Genomic DNA, 14,664 nt, shown 5'->3' with positions numbered 1-14,664 from the left:
CCAGTCAACCGCTCCGACCTGGGAACACCCTGAAAGGGCGCTGGATGTCGCGGGGCGTCTTGGGCTCGGCGCCTCAGCGGCGCGAGCGCCGGACGGCGCCCAGCACGACGTGCAGCAGCATCAGGCCGAAGCCGACGGGCAGGCCGAACAGCGCGAGCGCGAACAGCGCCGGGGACGCCGGCCACGCCAGGAAGTACGCGACCAGCAGGGCCACCAGGGCCAGAGCGGACACCGCCGTCACGGCCACGCCCAGCACCAGGACGACGCCACGACCGCCCCGGTGATCGGCGGGGTCGGCGGCGGGCGCGGAGGCGGGGAGGGTGGAGGTCCGAGGCATGCCCGCCACTCTAGTCGGGCTATCCTGGGAGGTCATTGACGACCACGTCCTCCGCCGTCCCCTCCGGGCGCACGGCCAGGCTGGTCCCACCGATGCCGCGGCGCACCGCCACGCCGGTGCCGGACCCCGCCGACCCGAGACGAGAGCACGGCCGCCCCTGCGGCGCCGGCCCGACGCGGTGGACCCACATGACGAGGAGCAGGTGACGCACATGCCCACCGGGCGCATCAAGTTCTACGACTCGACCAAGGGCTTCGGGTTCGCCCAGACGGACGAGGGCGAGGAGGTCCACGTGCCCGCCTCGGCCCTGCCGGCCGGGGTGACCGAGCTGCGCGGAGGCACCCGCGTGGAGTTCGGCGTGGCCGAGGGCCGCCGCGGCAAGCAGGCGCTCTCGCTGCGCGTGCTCGACGCCGCACCCTCGGTGGTCCGCAACCACCGACCCGGCGCCACCGAGATGGCCGTCCTCATGGAGGACCTCATCACGTGGCTGGACCAGACCTCCAACGGCCTGCGCCGCGGCCGCTACCCCCAGCGCGCCCAGGCGCAGAAGATGGCACAGGTGCTGCGCCGTGTCGCCGACGATCTGGAGGCCTGAGCCATGACCACCCACGACGACGCCCCGCGTATCGACCACCGGAGCCCCGACGCCGAGCCCGCGCCCGCCGAGGAGAGGCCGGCCGCGCCGCCCGCGCGTCGCCGGGCCCCCCGCCGCGACGAGCTGCTCGCCGCCGCCGTGGACGCCGCCCGCGCGGGGCTGGCCGGGCTGGCCGCCCCGGACGAGGTGGGGGAGCACGTGGACGTGCTCGTGGACGACGACCGGCTCCTGACGCACCGCTTCGCGTGCCGCATGCCCGGCTACGCGGGCTGGCTCTGGTACGTGACGATCGCCCGGGCCCCACGCGCCAGGCAGGTCACCGTGTGCGAGACCGGCCTCATGGCGGGGGAGGGTTCGCTCGTGGCGCCCCCGTGGGTGCCGTACGCCGAGCGCGTGAACGAGGAGGAACGCGAGCGGCTCAAGGCCGTGGCCGAGGGCCGCGTGCCCGGCTCCCCGGCGCCCGAGGCCGCGCCGGACGACGCCGCCCAGACGGCACCCGAGCCCGCGGCGGCCGACCGCGGCTGAGCCGGCGCACCCCGGCGGCTCAGGCCAGGCGCTCGACCACGTGGTCGATGCAGCGCAGCAGCGCCGCGACGTCCTCGGGCTCGGTCGCGGCGAAGGTCGCGATCCGCAGCTGGTTCCGGCCGAGCTTGCGGTAGGGCTCCACGTCCACCACGCCGTTCGCGCGCAGGGCCTGGGCGACCGCCGCCGCGTCGACGTCGTCGGAGAAGTCGACGGTGCAGACCACGGCGGAGCGGTCCTCGGGCCGGGCCACAAACGGCGTGGCGAACGACGACGCCTCGGCCCACGCGTACACGCGCGAGGAGGAGTCGGCGGTGCGGGCGGTCATCGCGTCCAGCCCGCCCTGGCCGTTCATCCAGCGCAGCTGCGCGTCCAGCATGACGAGCGTGGCCAGCGCGGGCGTGTTGTAGGTCTGGTCCTTGAGGGAGTTCTCCACGGCCGTGGCCAGGTCCAGGAACGCCGGGATCCAGCGGCCGGACTCCTTGATCTCCGCGACCCGCGCCAGGGCCCGCGGGGAGAACAGCGCGAGCCACAGACCGCCGTCGGACGCGAAGTTCTTCTGCGGCGCGAAGTAGTACACGTCCGCCTCGGACACGTCCACCGGCAGGCCGCCCGCGGCCGAGGTGGCGTCGACGACGACCAGCGCGTCCTCGTCGATGCCCGCGGGGCGGACGACGGGCGCCATCACGCCGGTGGAGGTCTCGTTGTGCGGCCACGCGTACACGTCGACCCCGGCCACGGCCTCCGGCTCGGGGCGGGTGCCCGGCTCGGAGGTGCGGATGTCCGACGGCGCCAGGAACGGCGCCTGGTCGGTGGCCTTGGCGAACTTCGAGCCGAACTCGCCGAAGCTCAGATGCTGGGCGCGCTCGCGGACCAGGCTGAAGGCGGCCGCGTCCCAGAACGCGGTGGAGCCGCCGACGCCGAGGATCACCTCGTAGCCCTCCGGCGCCGAGAACAGCTCGGCGACGCCCGACCGGACGCTCGCCACCAGGTCCTTGACCGGCTTCTGACGGTGCGACGTGCCGAGCAGCCCGGCTGCGTCCTGGAGCGCGCTCAGCTGCTCGGGGCGGACCTTGGAGGGGCCGGCGCCGAAGCGGCCGTCGGCCGGCAGCAGGTCCTGGGGGATGGTGATCTCGGCGGGGGAGGTCATGCGTGCTCCTGACGCTTCGGGGTCGCGGGTCGCGCCCATTCTCCCGCGCCCGGGACCACCGGCCGTCCACGTGACTCACGCCTCGCTAGGATGTCCGGGACGAAGAGCCCGAGGGAAGAGGACGTGCCATGACGGATCTGATCGACACCACCGAGATGTACCTGCGCACGATCCTCGAGCTCGAGGAGGAGGGCATCCCCCCGCTGCGCGCCCGCATCGTCGAGCGTCTGGAGCACTCCGGCCCCACCGTCTCCCAGACCGTGGCCCGCATGGAGCGGGACGGGCTGGTGCACGTGGGCGCGGACCGTCGGCTGGAGCTGACCGTGGCGGGCCGCGAGCGGGCCGTGTCCGTGCTGCGCAAGCACCGCCTGGCCGAGCGCCTGCTCGCGGACGTGATCGGCCTCGAGTGGGAGCTCGTCCACGAGGAGGCCTGCCGCTGGGAGCACGTGATGAGCGACCAGGTGGAGCGCCGCCTGCTCACGCTCCTGGAGAACCCCACCGAGACCCCCTACGGCACCCCGATCCCGCCCCGGCCCGAGCAGGCCTCCGCCGAGGACTGGAGCCGCGACATGGGCCTGGCGGGCGCCCGGCTCTCCGAGGAGGCCGCCACCGCCGGCCGGTTCCGCGTCCGCGGGCTGGCCGAGGGCGTGCAGACCGACCCCGAGCTGCTGGCCCAGCTGGCCGGCGCCGGCGTGACCCCCGGCCGTGTGGTGCGTGCCGAGGCCGCCCGCGACGCCGGGTACATCCGGGTCGAGGGCGAGGCGGAGGACGGCGCGGCCGCGGACGGCGGGGCCCTCGAGCTGGCCGAGGCCACGGCCGCGCACGTGTGGGTCGAGCGTCTCGACGGCTGAGGCGCGGCGCGCCGTCGTCGTGCGTGACGGGGGCGTGATGGCCCGGTGACGGGCCGGTGAACCTCTTCCGCCGCCGCAGGCGACACGCGGCGCGCCGATGCACCCGCGTCTAGCGTGGGGACACGACGCCCCTGTGTCCCCACGCTTCCGAGGCCCCCGATGCGCACACTCGTCCTCAACGCCGGCTACGAACCCCTCTCGGTCGTCTCCGACCGCCGGGCGCTGCTGCTCGTGGCCACCGGCAAGGCGAGCGTGCTCGAGGACGCCGGTGACCCGATGCGCAGCCCCACCCGCGCGTGGGGCCGGCCCCTCGTGATCCTGCTGCACCAGTACATCCGGGTGCCCCACACGGACGCGGCCCCGGTCTCCCGCAAGGGCGTGCTGCGCCGGGACGGACACCGCTGCGCCTACTGCGGCGCCCACGCCACCACCGTGGACCACGTGCGGCCGCGCTCGCGGGGCGGCGAGAACTCGTGGGAGAACCTCGTGGCCTGCTGCCTGCGCTGCAACGGGGCGAAGGCGGACCGCTCGCTCGAGGCCCTGGGCTGGCGGCTGCGGGTGGAGCCGGTGCGCCCGCGCGGGGCCCAGTGGCGGATCCGCGAGCTGGAGCGGCCCGCCGAAGCGTGGCGGGACTACCTGCGCCTGGCGGCCTGACGCCGGAAGCGGAATCGCGCCCGCCCGTGCCCGGCGGTTCCTAGACTCTCCAACGGTCGAGAGAGCGGAGGGGCCCATGAGCATGGAGTCGGCGGCACGGATGTCCATGATGCGGATGACCCGCGGGCAGTCCGACGCCCAGCAGAGCCTCGCCCGCGGCACGGTGCGCCGGACCATCGCGTTCGCGGGCCGGTACCGCACCCGCCTGATCGTGTTCGTCGCGGCGTCCATCGTGGGCGCGGTGCTCGGCGTGGCCTCGCCCGTGCTGGCCGGCGACGTCGTCAACGCGATCACCGGCGGCGCGGACCGCGGGCTCGTGGTGCGGCTGGCCCTGCTGATCGCCCTCGTGGCCGTGCTCGACGCGGCGCTGTCCGTGTTCACCAAATGGCTCTCCGCCGGGCTGGGGGAACGCGTCATCTACGACCTGCGCACCGCCGTGTTCGACCACGTGCAGCGCATGCCGGTGGCGTTCTTCCAGCGCACCCGCACCGGCGCGCTCGTCTCACGCCTGAACAACGACGTGATCGGGGCGCAGTCGGCGATCTCGCGGACCCTCTCCGGCGTCGTCGCGAACGTGGTGTCCGTGGCGCTGACCCTGGGCGTCATGGTGGCCACCAGCTGGCAGGTCACCGTCCTGTCCCTCGTGATGCTGCCGCTGTTCCTGGTGCCGGCCCGGGCGGTCGGCTCGAAGCTGGCGGACCTGTCCCGCGAACGGGCCGGGCACAACGCGGCCATGGGCGACCAGATGACCGAGCGGTTCTCCGCTCCCGGCGCCACACTCATCAAGCTCTTCGGCCGCCCCGCCGCCGAGTCCGCCGAGTTCGCCCGCCGCGCGGACCGCGTGCGCGCCACCGGCGTGGACATCTCCGTGCGCCAGGCCGTCTTCACCACGCTGCTCACCCTGGTCTCCGCGCTCGCGCTCGCGGCCGTGTACGGCGTGGGCGGGCTCCAGGCGATCGCGGGCACCCTCGACGCCGGCGACGTCGTCACCCTCGCCCTGCTGCTGACCCGCCTGTACGCCCCCCTGACCGCGCTGGCGAACGCCCGCGTGGAGATCATGAGCGCGCTCGTGAGCTTCGAGCGCGTGTTCGAGGTCCTGGACCTGGAGCCGCTCATCACGGAGCCCGCGCGGCCCGCGGCCCTGCCGGAGGGGCCCCTGTCCGTGCGGCTGCGGGACGTGCGCTTCGCCTACCCCACCGCGGAGCAGGTGTCCCTGGCCTCCCTCGAGGAGGTCGCCGTGCTGGACACGCGCGGCGGCGAGGAGGTGCTGCACGGGATCGACGTGGCCGTGCCCGCCGGGGCCACCGTGGCCCTCGTGGGCTCTTCGGGTGCGGGCAAGTCCACCATAGCCTCGCTCGTCACGCGCCTGCACGACGTCACCTCCGGCGCCGTCGAGATCGGCGGCGTGGACGTGCGGGACCTCGCGTTCGCGGACCTGCAGCGGGCCGTGGGCATGGTGACCCAGGACGGCCACCTCTTCCACGAGACCGTGCGCGCCAACCTGACGCTGGCCCGCCCCGACGCGACGGACGAGCAGCTGTGGGACGCCGTCGAGCGGGCCCGCCTGCGCCCCGTGGTCGAGGCGCTGCCGGACGGGCTGGACACCGTGGTCGGCGAGCGCGGCTACCGCCTCTCCGGCGGCGAGCGGCAGCGCATGACGATCGCGCGGCTGCTGCTGGCGGCTCCGCGCGTCGTGGTGCTGGACGAGGCGACGGCGGCGCTGGACTCCACCAACGAACGCGCCATCCAGGAGGCGCTGGGGGAGGCGCTGGCCGGGCGGACCGCGATCGTGATCGCGCACCGGCTCTCCACCGTGCGCAGCGCGGACGAGATCCTCGTGGTCGAGGCCGGGCGGATCGTGGAGCGCGGCACGCACGCCGCGCTGCTCGCGGCGGGCGGGCGGTATGCGGAGCTCTACACCACGCAGTTCGCCGACGCGGAATGAGGCGGCGACCGGACCGGCCGCCCAGGTGCCCCAGGCCGGAATCGAACCGACGGCCTACCCTTTAGGAGAGGGTCGCTCTATCCAACTGAGCTACTGGGGCGCGGACCGTGCGTCGGTCCGGTGAGCGAGTCTAGCCGAGCCCTTCAGGCCGCCCGCGTGGCGCGACCACGACGGCGCCGCCCGGCCCACAGCATCACGGCCACCGCCAGCGCGAGCAGCGCCAGCAGGACCCAGCGGGTCAGCGTCAGGGCGGCGGCCAGGCCGGTGCCCGGGCCGCCGGCGGCGATCGCCTGCTCGATCGCGATGTTCTCGCAGATGTCCACGACCGCGAACAGCACGCCCAGCCCGAAGACGGCCCACTTGGCGCCGACGGGACGCAGGCGCCATGCGCCGACCGCGGTGACCGTCAGTGCCACGGCGATCGGGAAGATCACGCCGGCCGTCTTGTGCACCCAGTTCAGCTGGCCGCGGGCGTCCTCGTCCATGACCGCGGAGAGCGCGCGGATGTGGTCCTGCCCGTAGAACAGCAGGGAGTCCGGCATCGCCAGGCCGCCGCTGAGCTGGGTCATCTGCTGCAGCACCAGCAGATGGAGGTACGCGCCCACGAGCAGGGTGGTCACGATCAGCGCGCTCACCGGGATCGCCGGGCTGCCCTCGCGCTCAGCGGCCGCGGCGAGGTCCTCACGGACGTTGACGTCCCGCAGCGTGGGACGGGAGCGCGGGGACTCGGCGACCGGGCGCGCGGCGGGCCGCGACGGGCGCGGACGGGACTTGCGAGACTTCTGGGACACGGGGCACCTCCGCGGTCCATCCTCCCAGACCGGCCGAGCCGGTCCGGTCCCGCCCAGCCCCGCCCAGCCCAGCTCACTTTCGAACGTGAAATCGGGGTCATGGGAACTTTCGAACGCGAGATAGGCCCCACATCACGTTCGAAAGTGCGGGTGGGGGCGAGTCCGGGGCGGCTCAGTCCGCGTGGCGAGGCCGCGGGCGGGGGACCTGGGCGGGTGCGTCGGACGCCGGCTCGGTGGCCGGGGCCGGCCCCGCGGTGGACTGCGGCTCGGACGCCGGCTCGACGACCGGCAGGGGCGCCGTCGTCGGGGCGGGCTCGGCGGTCTGCGCCGGCACGGCGTCGGCCGCCTCCGGGACCGCTGCCCGGGTGCGTGGCCGCTCCCGGCCGCGTCCCGCCGTCGGGAACTCGAAGAGCCAGCGCACCCGTCGGTAGCCGAGCGCGAGGGCGAGCGGGACGAGGAACGTGAACGACGCGATGGCCACGTAGAAGTCGACCGGGCGGACCGCGGCGAGGTCGCGGAAGGCCGCCACCGCCAGGATCAGCACCGGCATGTGGGCGACGTAGAGGACCATCGAGCGGCGGCCGCAGAACTCGAGGAACGGCAGACGGGGCAGGCGCGGGCCGAGCCACAGCACCACGAGGATCCCCGGCAGAGCAGCGAACACGGACCAGGGCTGGCGCTCCGCCACCACGAGCGCGCCGGTGCGCGTGGCCGTCACGGTGAGCACCATCAGGATCACCGCGATCACACCCAGGGCGGCCGGCGCCGTGCGGATCCGGGGGAGCAGTCGCGCGGACGCGGCACCGAGGAAGAAGTACACACCCCAGTACAGGGGACGCACCCAGTCGCGGGGGCCGCTGACGAACTCCAGGAGCAGCACGAAGAGGACGGCCGCGACCACCAGCGCCGGGACACGGCGGATCACCGGGCCGATGAGATAGCAGAGCATGAGCACCCACAGGAACCACAGGTGCCACGCGCCACCGCGCCAGAACTCGCCGGACAGCAGGGACCCGGGCCTGCCCGTGGCCAGCGCCAGCACGACCATCCAGACGAGGAACGGCCACAGGATCCGCTCCGCCTTGCCGCGGTAGTACGTGCCCAGCGGCTTGGACACGGAGCGGGGCAGCAGGACGCCGGACAGGAACACGAGCATCGGCATCCGCCACGACTGGAACACCTGCACCACGTTCGCGAACGCCACGGAGCTGAAGGTCGCGTCGAGGCCCTGCGGCATCGTGTAGGTGTGGGTGAACATCACCAGCAGCACGGCGAATCCGCGCATCGCGTCCATCCAGGTCATCCGGCTGGGGGTGGACCCGTGGGACATGGGCGGGGTCGGCGTGGTGGACATGGCGGCTCCGGGGTGACGTGGCGGGGCAGGGGAAGGAGGCTCCGCCGCCACATCGCGCGGAACGCCCAGAAGACCATAGCGGGCCGTTCGATTCCCGCCGGTTTTCGAACGTGGAATCGGGGTCTTGGGGACTTTCGAACGCGAGATAGGCCCCACATCACGTTCGAAAGTGCGGGTGGGGTGGGGCGGGGCGGCGCGGTGGGGGATGGCGACGACGGCGCCCCCTGTCGCGTCCGGGGCCGCGCCTAGACTGGGTCCGCCATGGCTGACCTCTTCTCCGCGCTCGGACGCACGCCCCTGAACCTCGACCGGACCCGCCGCCCCGCGGACCCGGAGACCGCCCTGCCCGGGCTCGTGCCCCCGGCCGTCACGCGCGCGGCCGCGGACCCCGAGGCCTGGGGCGAGGACGCCCGCCCGGCCGCTCCGGCGCACACTCCCGAGTCGCTCGTGGCGGGGCTCAACCCGCAGCAGGCCGCCGCGGTGACCCACACGGGGGCGCCGCTGCTGATCGTGGCGGGCGCCGGCTCGGGCAAGACCCGGGTGCTGACCCACCGCATCGCGTGGCTGCTCGCCACCGGCCGGGCGCGGCCGCACGAGATCCTCGCCATCACCTTCACGAACAAGGCCGCCGCGGAGATGCGCGAGCGCGTGGCCGGGCTGATCGGTCCCACCGCCCAGCGGATGTGGATCTCCACGTTCCATTCCTCCGCCGTGCGGCTGCTGCGCAACGAGGCCGCCAACATCGGGCTGAAGTCCACGTTCACCATCTACGACTCGGCGGACAGCCTGCGCCTGGTCACCACCGTCGCCAAGCAGCACGAGCTGGACCCGAAGCGCTTCGCGCCCAAGGCCCTGCTGAACCGCATCAGCTCCCTGAAGAACGAGCTCGTGGAGGCGGACGACTACGCCGCCACCGTGGCCGAGGGGGACCCGTGGGGCCGCGCCGTCGCCGCCGTCTACCGGGACTACACGGCCCGCCTGCGCCAGGCCAACGCCCTGGACTTCGACGACCTGATCGGCATGACGGTCCACATGTTCGAGGCGTTCCCGCGCGTGCTGGACAACTACCGCCGCCGGTTCCGCCACGTCCTCGTGGACGAGTACCAGGACACCAACCACGCACAGTACCGCCTGATCCGGCTCCTCGCCGGCCCGGCGGGCGACCCCGAGGGCGTGGAGACCCCCGGCGGCGAGCTGACCGTCGTCGGCGACTCGGACCAGTCCATCTACGCGTTCCGCGGCGCGGACATCCGCAACATCGTCGAGTTCGAGCAGGACTTCACGGACGCCGTCACCATCAAGCTCGAGCAGAACTACCGCTCCACGCAGACCATCCTGGACGCCGCCAACGCGGTGATCGAGCGCAACCCGGACCGCCGCCCCAAGCGCCTGTGGACGGCCGAGGGGGAGGGCCCGGCGATCGTCGGCTACGCCGCGGAGAACGAGTCCGCCGAAGCGGAGTGGATCGCCACCACCATCGACCGGCTGCAGGACGAGGACGGGATCCGCCCGGCCGACGTCGCCGTGTTCTACCGGACCAACGCGCAGTCCCGCGCGCTCGAGGAGCGGCTGGTGACGCGCGGCATCCCGTACCGGGTCATCGGCGGCACGCGCTTCTACGACCGCAAGGAGATCAAGGACGCGCTCGCCTACCTGCGGGTGATCGTCAACCCCGACGACGACGTCAACGTGCGCCGCATCCTCAACGAGCCCAAACGGGGCATCGGGGACCGGGCCGAGGGCGCCATCGCCGCGTGGGCCGAGCGCAACCGCTCCACGTTCTCCGCGGCCCTGCGCGACGCCGAGAACGCCCCCGGCATGGCCGCCCGCTCGCTCAAGGCCGTCCGCGGCTTCGTGCAGATGATGGACGACCTCGGCCAGGTCGCCGAGTCCGCCGGCCCGGCCACCGTCCTGGAGGCCGTCCTCGAGCAGTCCGGGATGCTGGCCGCCCTCCGCGAGTCCGAGGACCTGCAGGACGAGTCCCGCGCGGACAACCTCGGCGAGCTCGTCGCCGTCGTCCGCTCCTTCGAGACGACGCACCCGGACGGCACCCTGTCCGACTTCCTCGAGCAGGTGGCGCTCGTGGCGGACGCAGACCAGCTGCCCACGGCCCCGGACGTGGAGGGCGAGGCGCTCGCCGAGCAGCAGGGCCAGGTCACGCTCATGACGCTGCACACCGCCAAGGGCCTCGAGTTCCCCGTGGTGTTCCTGACGGGCATGGAGCACGGGGTGTTCCCGCACGCCCGCTCGATGACGGACGAGAAGGAGCTCGCGGAGGAGCGCCGTCTGGCCTACGTGGGCCTGACGCGCGCCCGCCGTCGCCTGTTCCTGACGCGCGCCGAGGCACGCTCGCTGTGGGGCCAGCACCAGTTCAACCCGCCCAGCCAGTTCCTCGGGGAGATCCCGGAGACGCTCATCGACTGGGAGCGGGAGGGCACCACCCGCTCGGCCGGCTCGTTGAGCCTGACCGGCGCCGGCACCTCGCGCTACGCGGGGCGGTTCGGGGGCGGCCGGCCGGCCTGGCGGTCCCGGGACGACGACGGCGCGCGACCCCAGCGCCTCACCCGCGGGGACGAGCCGGCGGACCTCACGGTGCCCTCCGGCGTGGTGCGCGGGAAGGCGCCGAGCCGGGTGCAGCCGCAGAAGGAGATCGTGGCGCTCAGCCCGGGCGACCGCGTCTCCCACGCCACGTTCGGCGAGGGGCGCGTGGACGCCGTCGCGGGCGCGGGGGACAAGACCGTCGCGACCGTCACCTTCGACGCCACCGGGGCGCAGAAGCGGCTGCTGCTGCGCTACGCCCCGCTGACGAAGGTCGAGGGCTGACGGGACCGGCCCGCCGACCCCCCGGTCGCCCCGGGGCGTGGACTACAGTGAGCCGTGGAACGCCGCCGTCCGCCGCCCCGCCGTGCCCCCGCGCCCGGCCCGGCCACGGAGGGGGCGTCGACGTCGGCCGCGCCCGCGGGCGAGGCCGGCAGACCCTGTCTTCGACCAAGAAGGACACACCACCGTGGACCTGTATGAGTACCAGGCGCGCGATCTGTTCGAGGCGCACGGCGTCCCCGTGCTGGCCGGCATCGTTGCGCAGACCCCGGACGAGGCCAAGGCGGCCGCGGAGAAGATCGGCGGCGTCACCGTCGTCAAGGCGCAGGTGAAGGTCGGCGGCCGCGGCAAGGCCGGCGGCGTGAAGGTCGCCAAGACGGCCGACGAGGCCTACGAGCACGCCAAGGCCATCCTGGGGATGGACATCAAGGGCCACACCGTGCACCAGGTCATGATCGCCCAGGGCGCCGACATCGCCGAGGAGTACTACTTCTCCGTGCTGCTGGACCGCGCCAACCGCACCTACCTGGCCATGTGCTCGGTCGAGGGCGGCATGGAGATCGAGCAGCTCGCCGAGGAGCGCCCCGAGGCCCTCGCCAAGGTGCCCGTCTCCCCGCTGACCGGCATCGACGCCGAGACCGCCCAGAAGATCGTCACCGAGGCGGGCTTCCCCGAGGAGCTGCGCGCCGACGTCGCCGAGGTCATCCAGAAGCTCTGGGAGGTCTTCGAGAAGGAGGACGCCACCCTCGTCGAGGTGAACCCGCTGGTGAAGACCGGCGACGGCACGATCCTCGCCCTGGACGGCAAGGTCTCCCTCGACGACAACGCGGCGTTCCGCCATGAGGGCCACGCCGCCCTCGTCGACGAGCGCACCGAGGACCCGCTGGAGGCCAAGGCCAAGGCCAACGGCCTCAACTACGTGAAGCTGGACGGCCAGGTAGGCGTGATCGGCAACGGCGCCGGCCTCGTGATGTCCACCCTCGACGTCGTCGCGTACGCCGGCGAGCAGCACGGCGGCGTGAAGCCGGCCAACTTCCTGGACATCGGCGGCGGCGCCAACGCCGAGGTCATGGCCAACGGCCTCGACGTCATCCTGGGCGACGAGCAGGTCAAGTCCGTGTTCGTGAACGTCTTCGGCGGCATCACCGCGTGCGACCAGGTCGCGAACGGCATCGTCAAGGCCCTCGAGATCCTGGGTGACACCGCCACCAAGCCGCTGGTCGTGCGCCTGGACGGCAATGCCGTGGAGGAGGGCCGCCGCATCCTGCAGGAGGCGAACCACCCGCTCGTCACCCTGGCCGCCACCATGGACGAGGGCGCCGACAAGGCCGCCGAGCTCGCCCACTCCGCGAACTGACCGTTCGGAAAGACTGAGGAAACAGCTATGTCGATCTACCTGAACAAGGACTCCAAGGTCATCGTCCAGGGCATCACCGGCGGTGAGGGCACCAAGCACACCCGCCTCATGCTCAAGGCCGGCACGAACATCGTGGGCGGCGTGAACGCCCGCAAGGCCGGCACCACCGTGTCCCACGAGGACAAGGACGGCAACGCCGTCGAGCTGCCCGTCTTCGGCACCGTCAAGGAGGCCATGGAGAAGACCGGTGCGGACGTGTCCGTGGCCTTCGTGCCGCCGGCCTTCGCCAAGGACGCCGCCATCGAGGCCATCGAGGCCGAGATCCCGCTGCTCGTGGTCATCACCGAGGGCATCCCGGTGCAGGACACCGCCAAGTTCTTCGCCCTGTCCCAGTCGAAGACCGGCGAGGACGGCAAGCCGAAGACCCGCATCATCGGCCCGAACTGCCCCGGCGTCATCACCCCGGGCGAGGCCCTGGCGGGCATCACCCCGGCCACCATCACCGGCTCCGGCCCCATCGGCCTCGTGTCCAAGTCCGGCACGCTGACCTACCAGATGATGTACGAGCTGCGTGACTTCGGCTTCTCCACCGCCATCGGCATCGGCGGCGACCCGATCATCGGCACCACCCACATCGACGCCCTCGAGGCGTTCGAGGCCGACCCGGACACCCAGGCCATCGTGATGATCGGCGAGATCGGCGGCGACGCCGAGGAGCGTGCGGCCGAGTTCATCAAGGCCAACGTCACCAAGCCGGTCGTCGGCTACGTGGCCGGCTTCACCGCCCCGGAGGGCAAGACCATGGGCCACGCCGGCGCCATCGTCTCCGGCTCCGCCGGCACCGCGCAGGCCAAGAAGGAGGCCCTCGAGGCCGCGGGCGTGAAGGTCGGCAAGACCCCGTCCGAGACCGCCCAGCTCATGCGGGAGATCCTGCAGGCCCAGGCCTGATCCCGCGGTGGGGGGCGCCGATGCCGGCGCTCCGCACCGGCAGGCGGATGCACCACGGCCCCTGTCCCTCGTCCTGAGGGGCAGGGGCCGTGTGCTGTGCGGGGCGGAGCAGGCGGTGGGCGCCCGTCAGCCCACGTTCGCGCCGAAGAGCAGGCCGAGCACGTACGTCACGGCAGCGGCGCCGAAGCCGATCGCGAGCTGGCGCAGGCCCCGAGCCAGCGGTGAGGAGCCGGACAGCAGCCCGACCACACCGCCGGTGAAGAGCAGGGCCACGCCCACCATCGCCGCCGCCAGGCCCAGGGCCCACAGCCCGGACATGCCGAAGATGTACGGCAGGATCGGGATGAGTGCGCCGGAGGCGAAGAACGCGAAGCTGGACAGGGAGGCGCTCCACGCCGAGCCGATCTCCGCGAAGGAGTCCGAGTGGTCCACCGGCCCCTGGGAGCCGTCGGGACGGGCGGAGAACTGCGGGTTGCAGTCGCACGTGAGATAGCCGAGGCGCTCGAGCGCGCGGTGCTCGGCGTCCTCGGGCGTCATGCCGCGGGCCAGGTAGACGAGCGTGAGCTCGTTGTGGTCCAGGTCCAGGTGCTGGGCCGCCTCGAGGGTGATCTGGGTGGGGGAGGAGGCCTCGAGCAGCTCCCGCTGGGACCGCACCGAGACGTACTCGCCGGCCGCCATGGACAGCGCGCCCGCCAGCAGGCCGGCCACGCCGGTGAACAGCACGACGGACGGCGCCACGCCCGTCGCGCCGATGCCCATCACGAGCGCCAGGTTGGAGACCAGCCCGTCGTTCATGCCGAAGACGGCGGCGCGGAAGTTGCCGGCCAGCTGCTCGCGACCCCGGGCGGCGAGGCCGCGCACGACCTCCTCGTGGATGGCCTCGTCCGCCACCATGCCCTCGGGGGCGTCCTGGTCCTCCGCGTAGGGAGTGTCCGACTCGGCGCGCTGGGCCAGGGCCAGCACGAACACGGAGCCGAAGATCCGCGCGAGCCAGCGCAGCAGGATGCGGTGCAGGGAGGGGCGCGGCGGGTTCTCGGCGTGCTCGCCCAGGAGGGCCCGCCAGTGCTGTTCGTGGCGGCGCTCGGCCTCGGCGAGGCCGAGCAGGATGTCGCGCTCCACGCCGTCCTTGCGAGCGGCGATGTCGCGGTAGATCTGGCCCTCGGCGATCTCGTCGGCGAGGTAGCGGCGCCAGCGTCGGACCTGTTCGCGGGTCGGCTCGGGACGTGCCGCGGGCGTGGCGGTGTGGGCGGGGCTCATGGGGCTCCATCGGATGGGCGGGCGGGGACGGGCGGCGCCGTCGCGGCCGGGCGCGCCCGACCGGCCAGTCTACGCCGTCGCTA

Annotated in this window: 13 protein-coding genes and 1 tRNA gene; 8 read left to right on the top strand and 6 right to left on the bottom strand. The window is 73.4% G+C overall.

The features are described from left to right. Window positions 1-73: 73 nt before the first annotated feature. A complete protein-coding gene (locus tag KVS67_RS04385) occupies window positions 74-337 on the bottom strand; it encodes a hypothetical protein (RefSeq protein ID WP_063190203.1) in 264 nt (87 codons plus the stop codon). A 211-nt stretch (window positions 338-548) separates the two neighbouring features. On the opposite strand from KVS67_RS04385, the gene KVS67_RS04380 reads away from it, so the two are divergent. Both KVS67_RS04380 and KVS67_RS04375 read left to right on the top strand, forming a co-directional pair. After that, window positions 549-932, top strand: a complete 384-nt coding sequence (locus tag KVS67_RS04380) for a cold-shock protein (RefSeq protein WP_020628350.1) — start codon at window positions 549-551, stop codon at window positions 930-932. 3 nt (window positions 933-935) lie between these two features. Continuing rightward, a complete protein-coding gene (locus KVS67_RS04375; RefSeq protein WP_063190190.1) occupies window positions 936-1,457 on the top strand; it encodes a DUF3027 domain-containing protein in 522 nt (173 codons plus the stop codon). A 19-nt stretch (window positions 1,458-1,476) separates the two neighbouring features. Here KVS67_RS04375 and serC read toward each other — a convergent pair whose 3' ends face one another. Beyond that, on the bottom strand, window positions 1,477-2,604 hold the full coding sequence (gene serC / locus KVS67_RS04370) for a phosphoserine transaminase (RefSeq protein ID WP_115165379.1): 1,128 nt from the start codon (window positions 2,602-2,604) through the stop codon (window positions 1,477-1,479). A gap of 128 nt (window positions 2,605-2,732) precedes the next feature. Here serC and KVS67_RS04365 point away from each other — a divergent pair, with 128 nt between their 5' ends. The 3 genes from KVS67_RS04365 to KVS67_RS04355 all read left to right on the top strand — a co-directional run bounded on the left by KVS67_RS04365 (window position 2,733) and on the right by KVS67_RS04355 (window position 6,054). Then, window positions 2,733-3,455: a metal-dependent transcriptional regulator gene (locus KVS67_RS04365; RefSeq protein WP_020628347.1), complete on the top strand. Its 723-nt coding sequence runs from the start codon at window positions 2,733-2,735 to the stop codon at window positions 3,453-3,455. 159 nt (window positions 3,456-3,614) lie between these two features. After that, the gene (locus KVS67_RS04360; protein ID WP_020628346.1) at window positions 3,615-4,109 is read left to right on the top strand and encodes an HNH endonuclease; all 495 of its coding nucleotides are present in this window, start codon (window positions 3,615-3,617) and stop codon (window positions 4,107-4,109) included. A 76-nt stretch (window positions 4,110-4,185) separates the two neighbouring features. Continuing rightward, window positions 4,186-6,054 (top strand): ABC transporter ATP-binding protein, encoded by a 1,869-nt coding sequence (locus KVS67_RS04355; protein WP_041103066.1) that lies wholly within the window; start codon window positions 4,186-4,188, stop codon window positions 6,052-6,054. 26 nt (window positions 6,055-6,080) lie between these two features. On the opposite strand, the gene KVS67_RS04350 is transcribed toward KVS67_RS04355, so the two are convergent. The 3 genes from KVS67_RS04350 to KVS67_RS04340 all read right to left on the bottom strand — a co-directional run bounded on the left by KVS67_RS04350 (window position 6,081) and on the right by KVS67_RS04340 (window position 8,199). After that, a tRNA-Arg gene (locus KVS67_RS04350) sits at window positions 6,081-6,154 on the bottom strand. Window positions 6,155-6,197: 43 nt separating this feature from the next. Next, window positions 6,198-6,845 carry a hypothetical protein gene (locus KVS67_RS04345; protein ID WP_044659023.1) on the bottom strand — a complete coding sequence of 216 codons (648 nt, stop codon included), beginning with the start codon at window positions 6,843-6,845 and terminating at the stop codon, window positions 6,198-6,200. Window positions 6,846-7,017: 172 nt separating this feature from the next. Next, window positions 7,018-8,199 carry an acyltransferase family protein gene (locus KVS67_RS04340; protein WP_101967279.1) on the bottom strand — a complete coding sequence of 394 codons (1,182 nt, stop codon included), beginning with the start codon at window positions 8,197-8,199 and terminating at the stop codon, window positions 7,018-7,020. 261 nt (window positions 8,200-8,460) lie between these two features. Here KVS67_RS04340 and pcrA point away from each other — a divergent pair, with 261 nt between their 5' ends. The 3 genes from pcrA (at window position 8,461) to sucD (ending at window position 13,324) form a co-directional block, all read left to right on the top strand. Continuing rightward, complete coding sequence (pcrA, locus tag KVS67_RS04335; RefSeq protein ID WP_044659022.1) at window positions 8,461-11,022, top strand: DNA helicase PcrA; 2,562 nt, start codon at window positions 8,461-8,463, stop codon at window positions 11,020-11,022. A gap of 184 nt (window positions 11,023-11,206) precedes the next feature. Continuing rightward, window positions 11,207-12,376 (top strand): ADP-forming succinate--CoA ligase subunit beta, encoded by a 1,170-nt coding sequence (sucC, locus tag KVS67_RS04330; RefSeq protein WP_101965708.1) that lies wholly within the window; start codon window positions 11,207-11,209, stop codon window positions 12,374-12,376. Between the two features lie 27 nt (window positions 12,377-12,403). After that, window positions 12,404-13,324 (top strand): succinate--CoA ligase subunit alpha, encoded by a 921-nt coding sequence (gene sucD / locus KVS67_RS04325; RefSeq protein WP_012750749.1) that lies wholly within the window; start codon window positions 12,404-12,406, stop codon window positions 13,322-13,324. 126 nt (window positions 13,325-13,450) lie between these two features. On the opposite strand, the gene KVS67_RS04320 is transcribed toward sucD, so the two are convergent. Then, the gene (locus KVS67_RS04320; RefSeq protein WP_041103056.1) at window positions 13,451-14,581 is read right to left on the bottom strand and encodes a VIT1/CCC1 transporter family protein; all 1,131 of its coding nucleotides are present in this window, start codon (window positions 14,579-14,581) and stop codon (window positions 13,451-13,453) included. Window positions 14,582-14,664 lie beyond the last annotated feature (83 nt).

The organism is Micrococcus sp. GbtcB5 (genome assembly GCF_019091605.1).
GTDB lineage: Bacteria > Actinomycetota > Actinomycetes > Actinomycetales > Micrococcaceae > Micrococcus > Micrococcus luteus.
The sequence above is the reverse complement of the archived record's forward strand: the minus strand, read 5'-3'. Positions and strand labels throughout refer to the sequence as shown.

Coding starts and splice junctions, on each gene's coding strand:
- serC (WP_115165379.1), bottom strand. CDS start 2,604: ATGACCTCCCCCGCCGAGATCACCATCCCCCAGGACCTGCTGCCGGCC.
- KVS67_RS04365 (WP_020628347.1), top strand. CDS start 2,733: ATGACGGATCTGATCGACACCACCGAGATGTACCTGCGCACGATCCTC.
- sucD (WP_012750749.1), top strand. CDS start 12,404: ATGTCGATCTACCTGAACAAGGACTCCAAGGTCATCGTCCAGGGCATC.
- KVS67_RS04385 (WP_063190203.1), bottom strand. CDS start 337: ATGCCTCGGACCTCCACCCTCCCCGCCTCCGCGCCCGCCGCCGACCCC.
- KVS67_RS04375 (WP_063190190.1), top strand. CDS start 936: ATGACCACCCACGACGACGCCCCGCGTATCGACCACCGGAGCCCCGAC.
- KVS67_RS04340 (WP_101967279.1), bottom strand. CDS start 8,199: ATGTCCACCACGCCGACCCCGCCCATGTCCCACGGGTCCACCCCCAGC.
- KVS67_RS04380 (WP_020628350.1), top strand. CDS start 549: ATGCCCACCGGGCGCATCAAGTTCTACGACTCGACCAAGGGCTTCGGG.
- KVS67_RS04320 (WP_041103056.1), bottom strand. CDS start 14,581: ATGAGCCCCGCCCACACCGCCACGCCCGCGGCACGTCCCGAGCCGACC.
- KVS67_RS04360 (WP_020628346.1), top strand. CDS start 3,615: ATGCGCACACTCGTCCTCAACGCCGGCTACGAACCCCTCTCGGTCGTC.
- pcrA (WP_044659022.1), top strand. CDS start 8,461: ATGGCTGACCTCTTCTCCGCGCTCGGACGCACGCCCCTGAACCTCGAC.
- KVS67_RS04355 (WP_041103066.1), top strand. CDS start 4,186: ATGAGCATGGAGTCGGCGGCACGGATGTCCATGATGCGGATGACCCGC.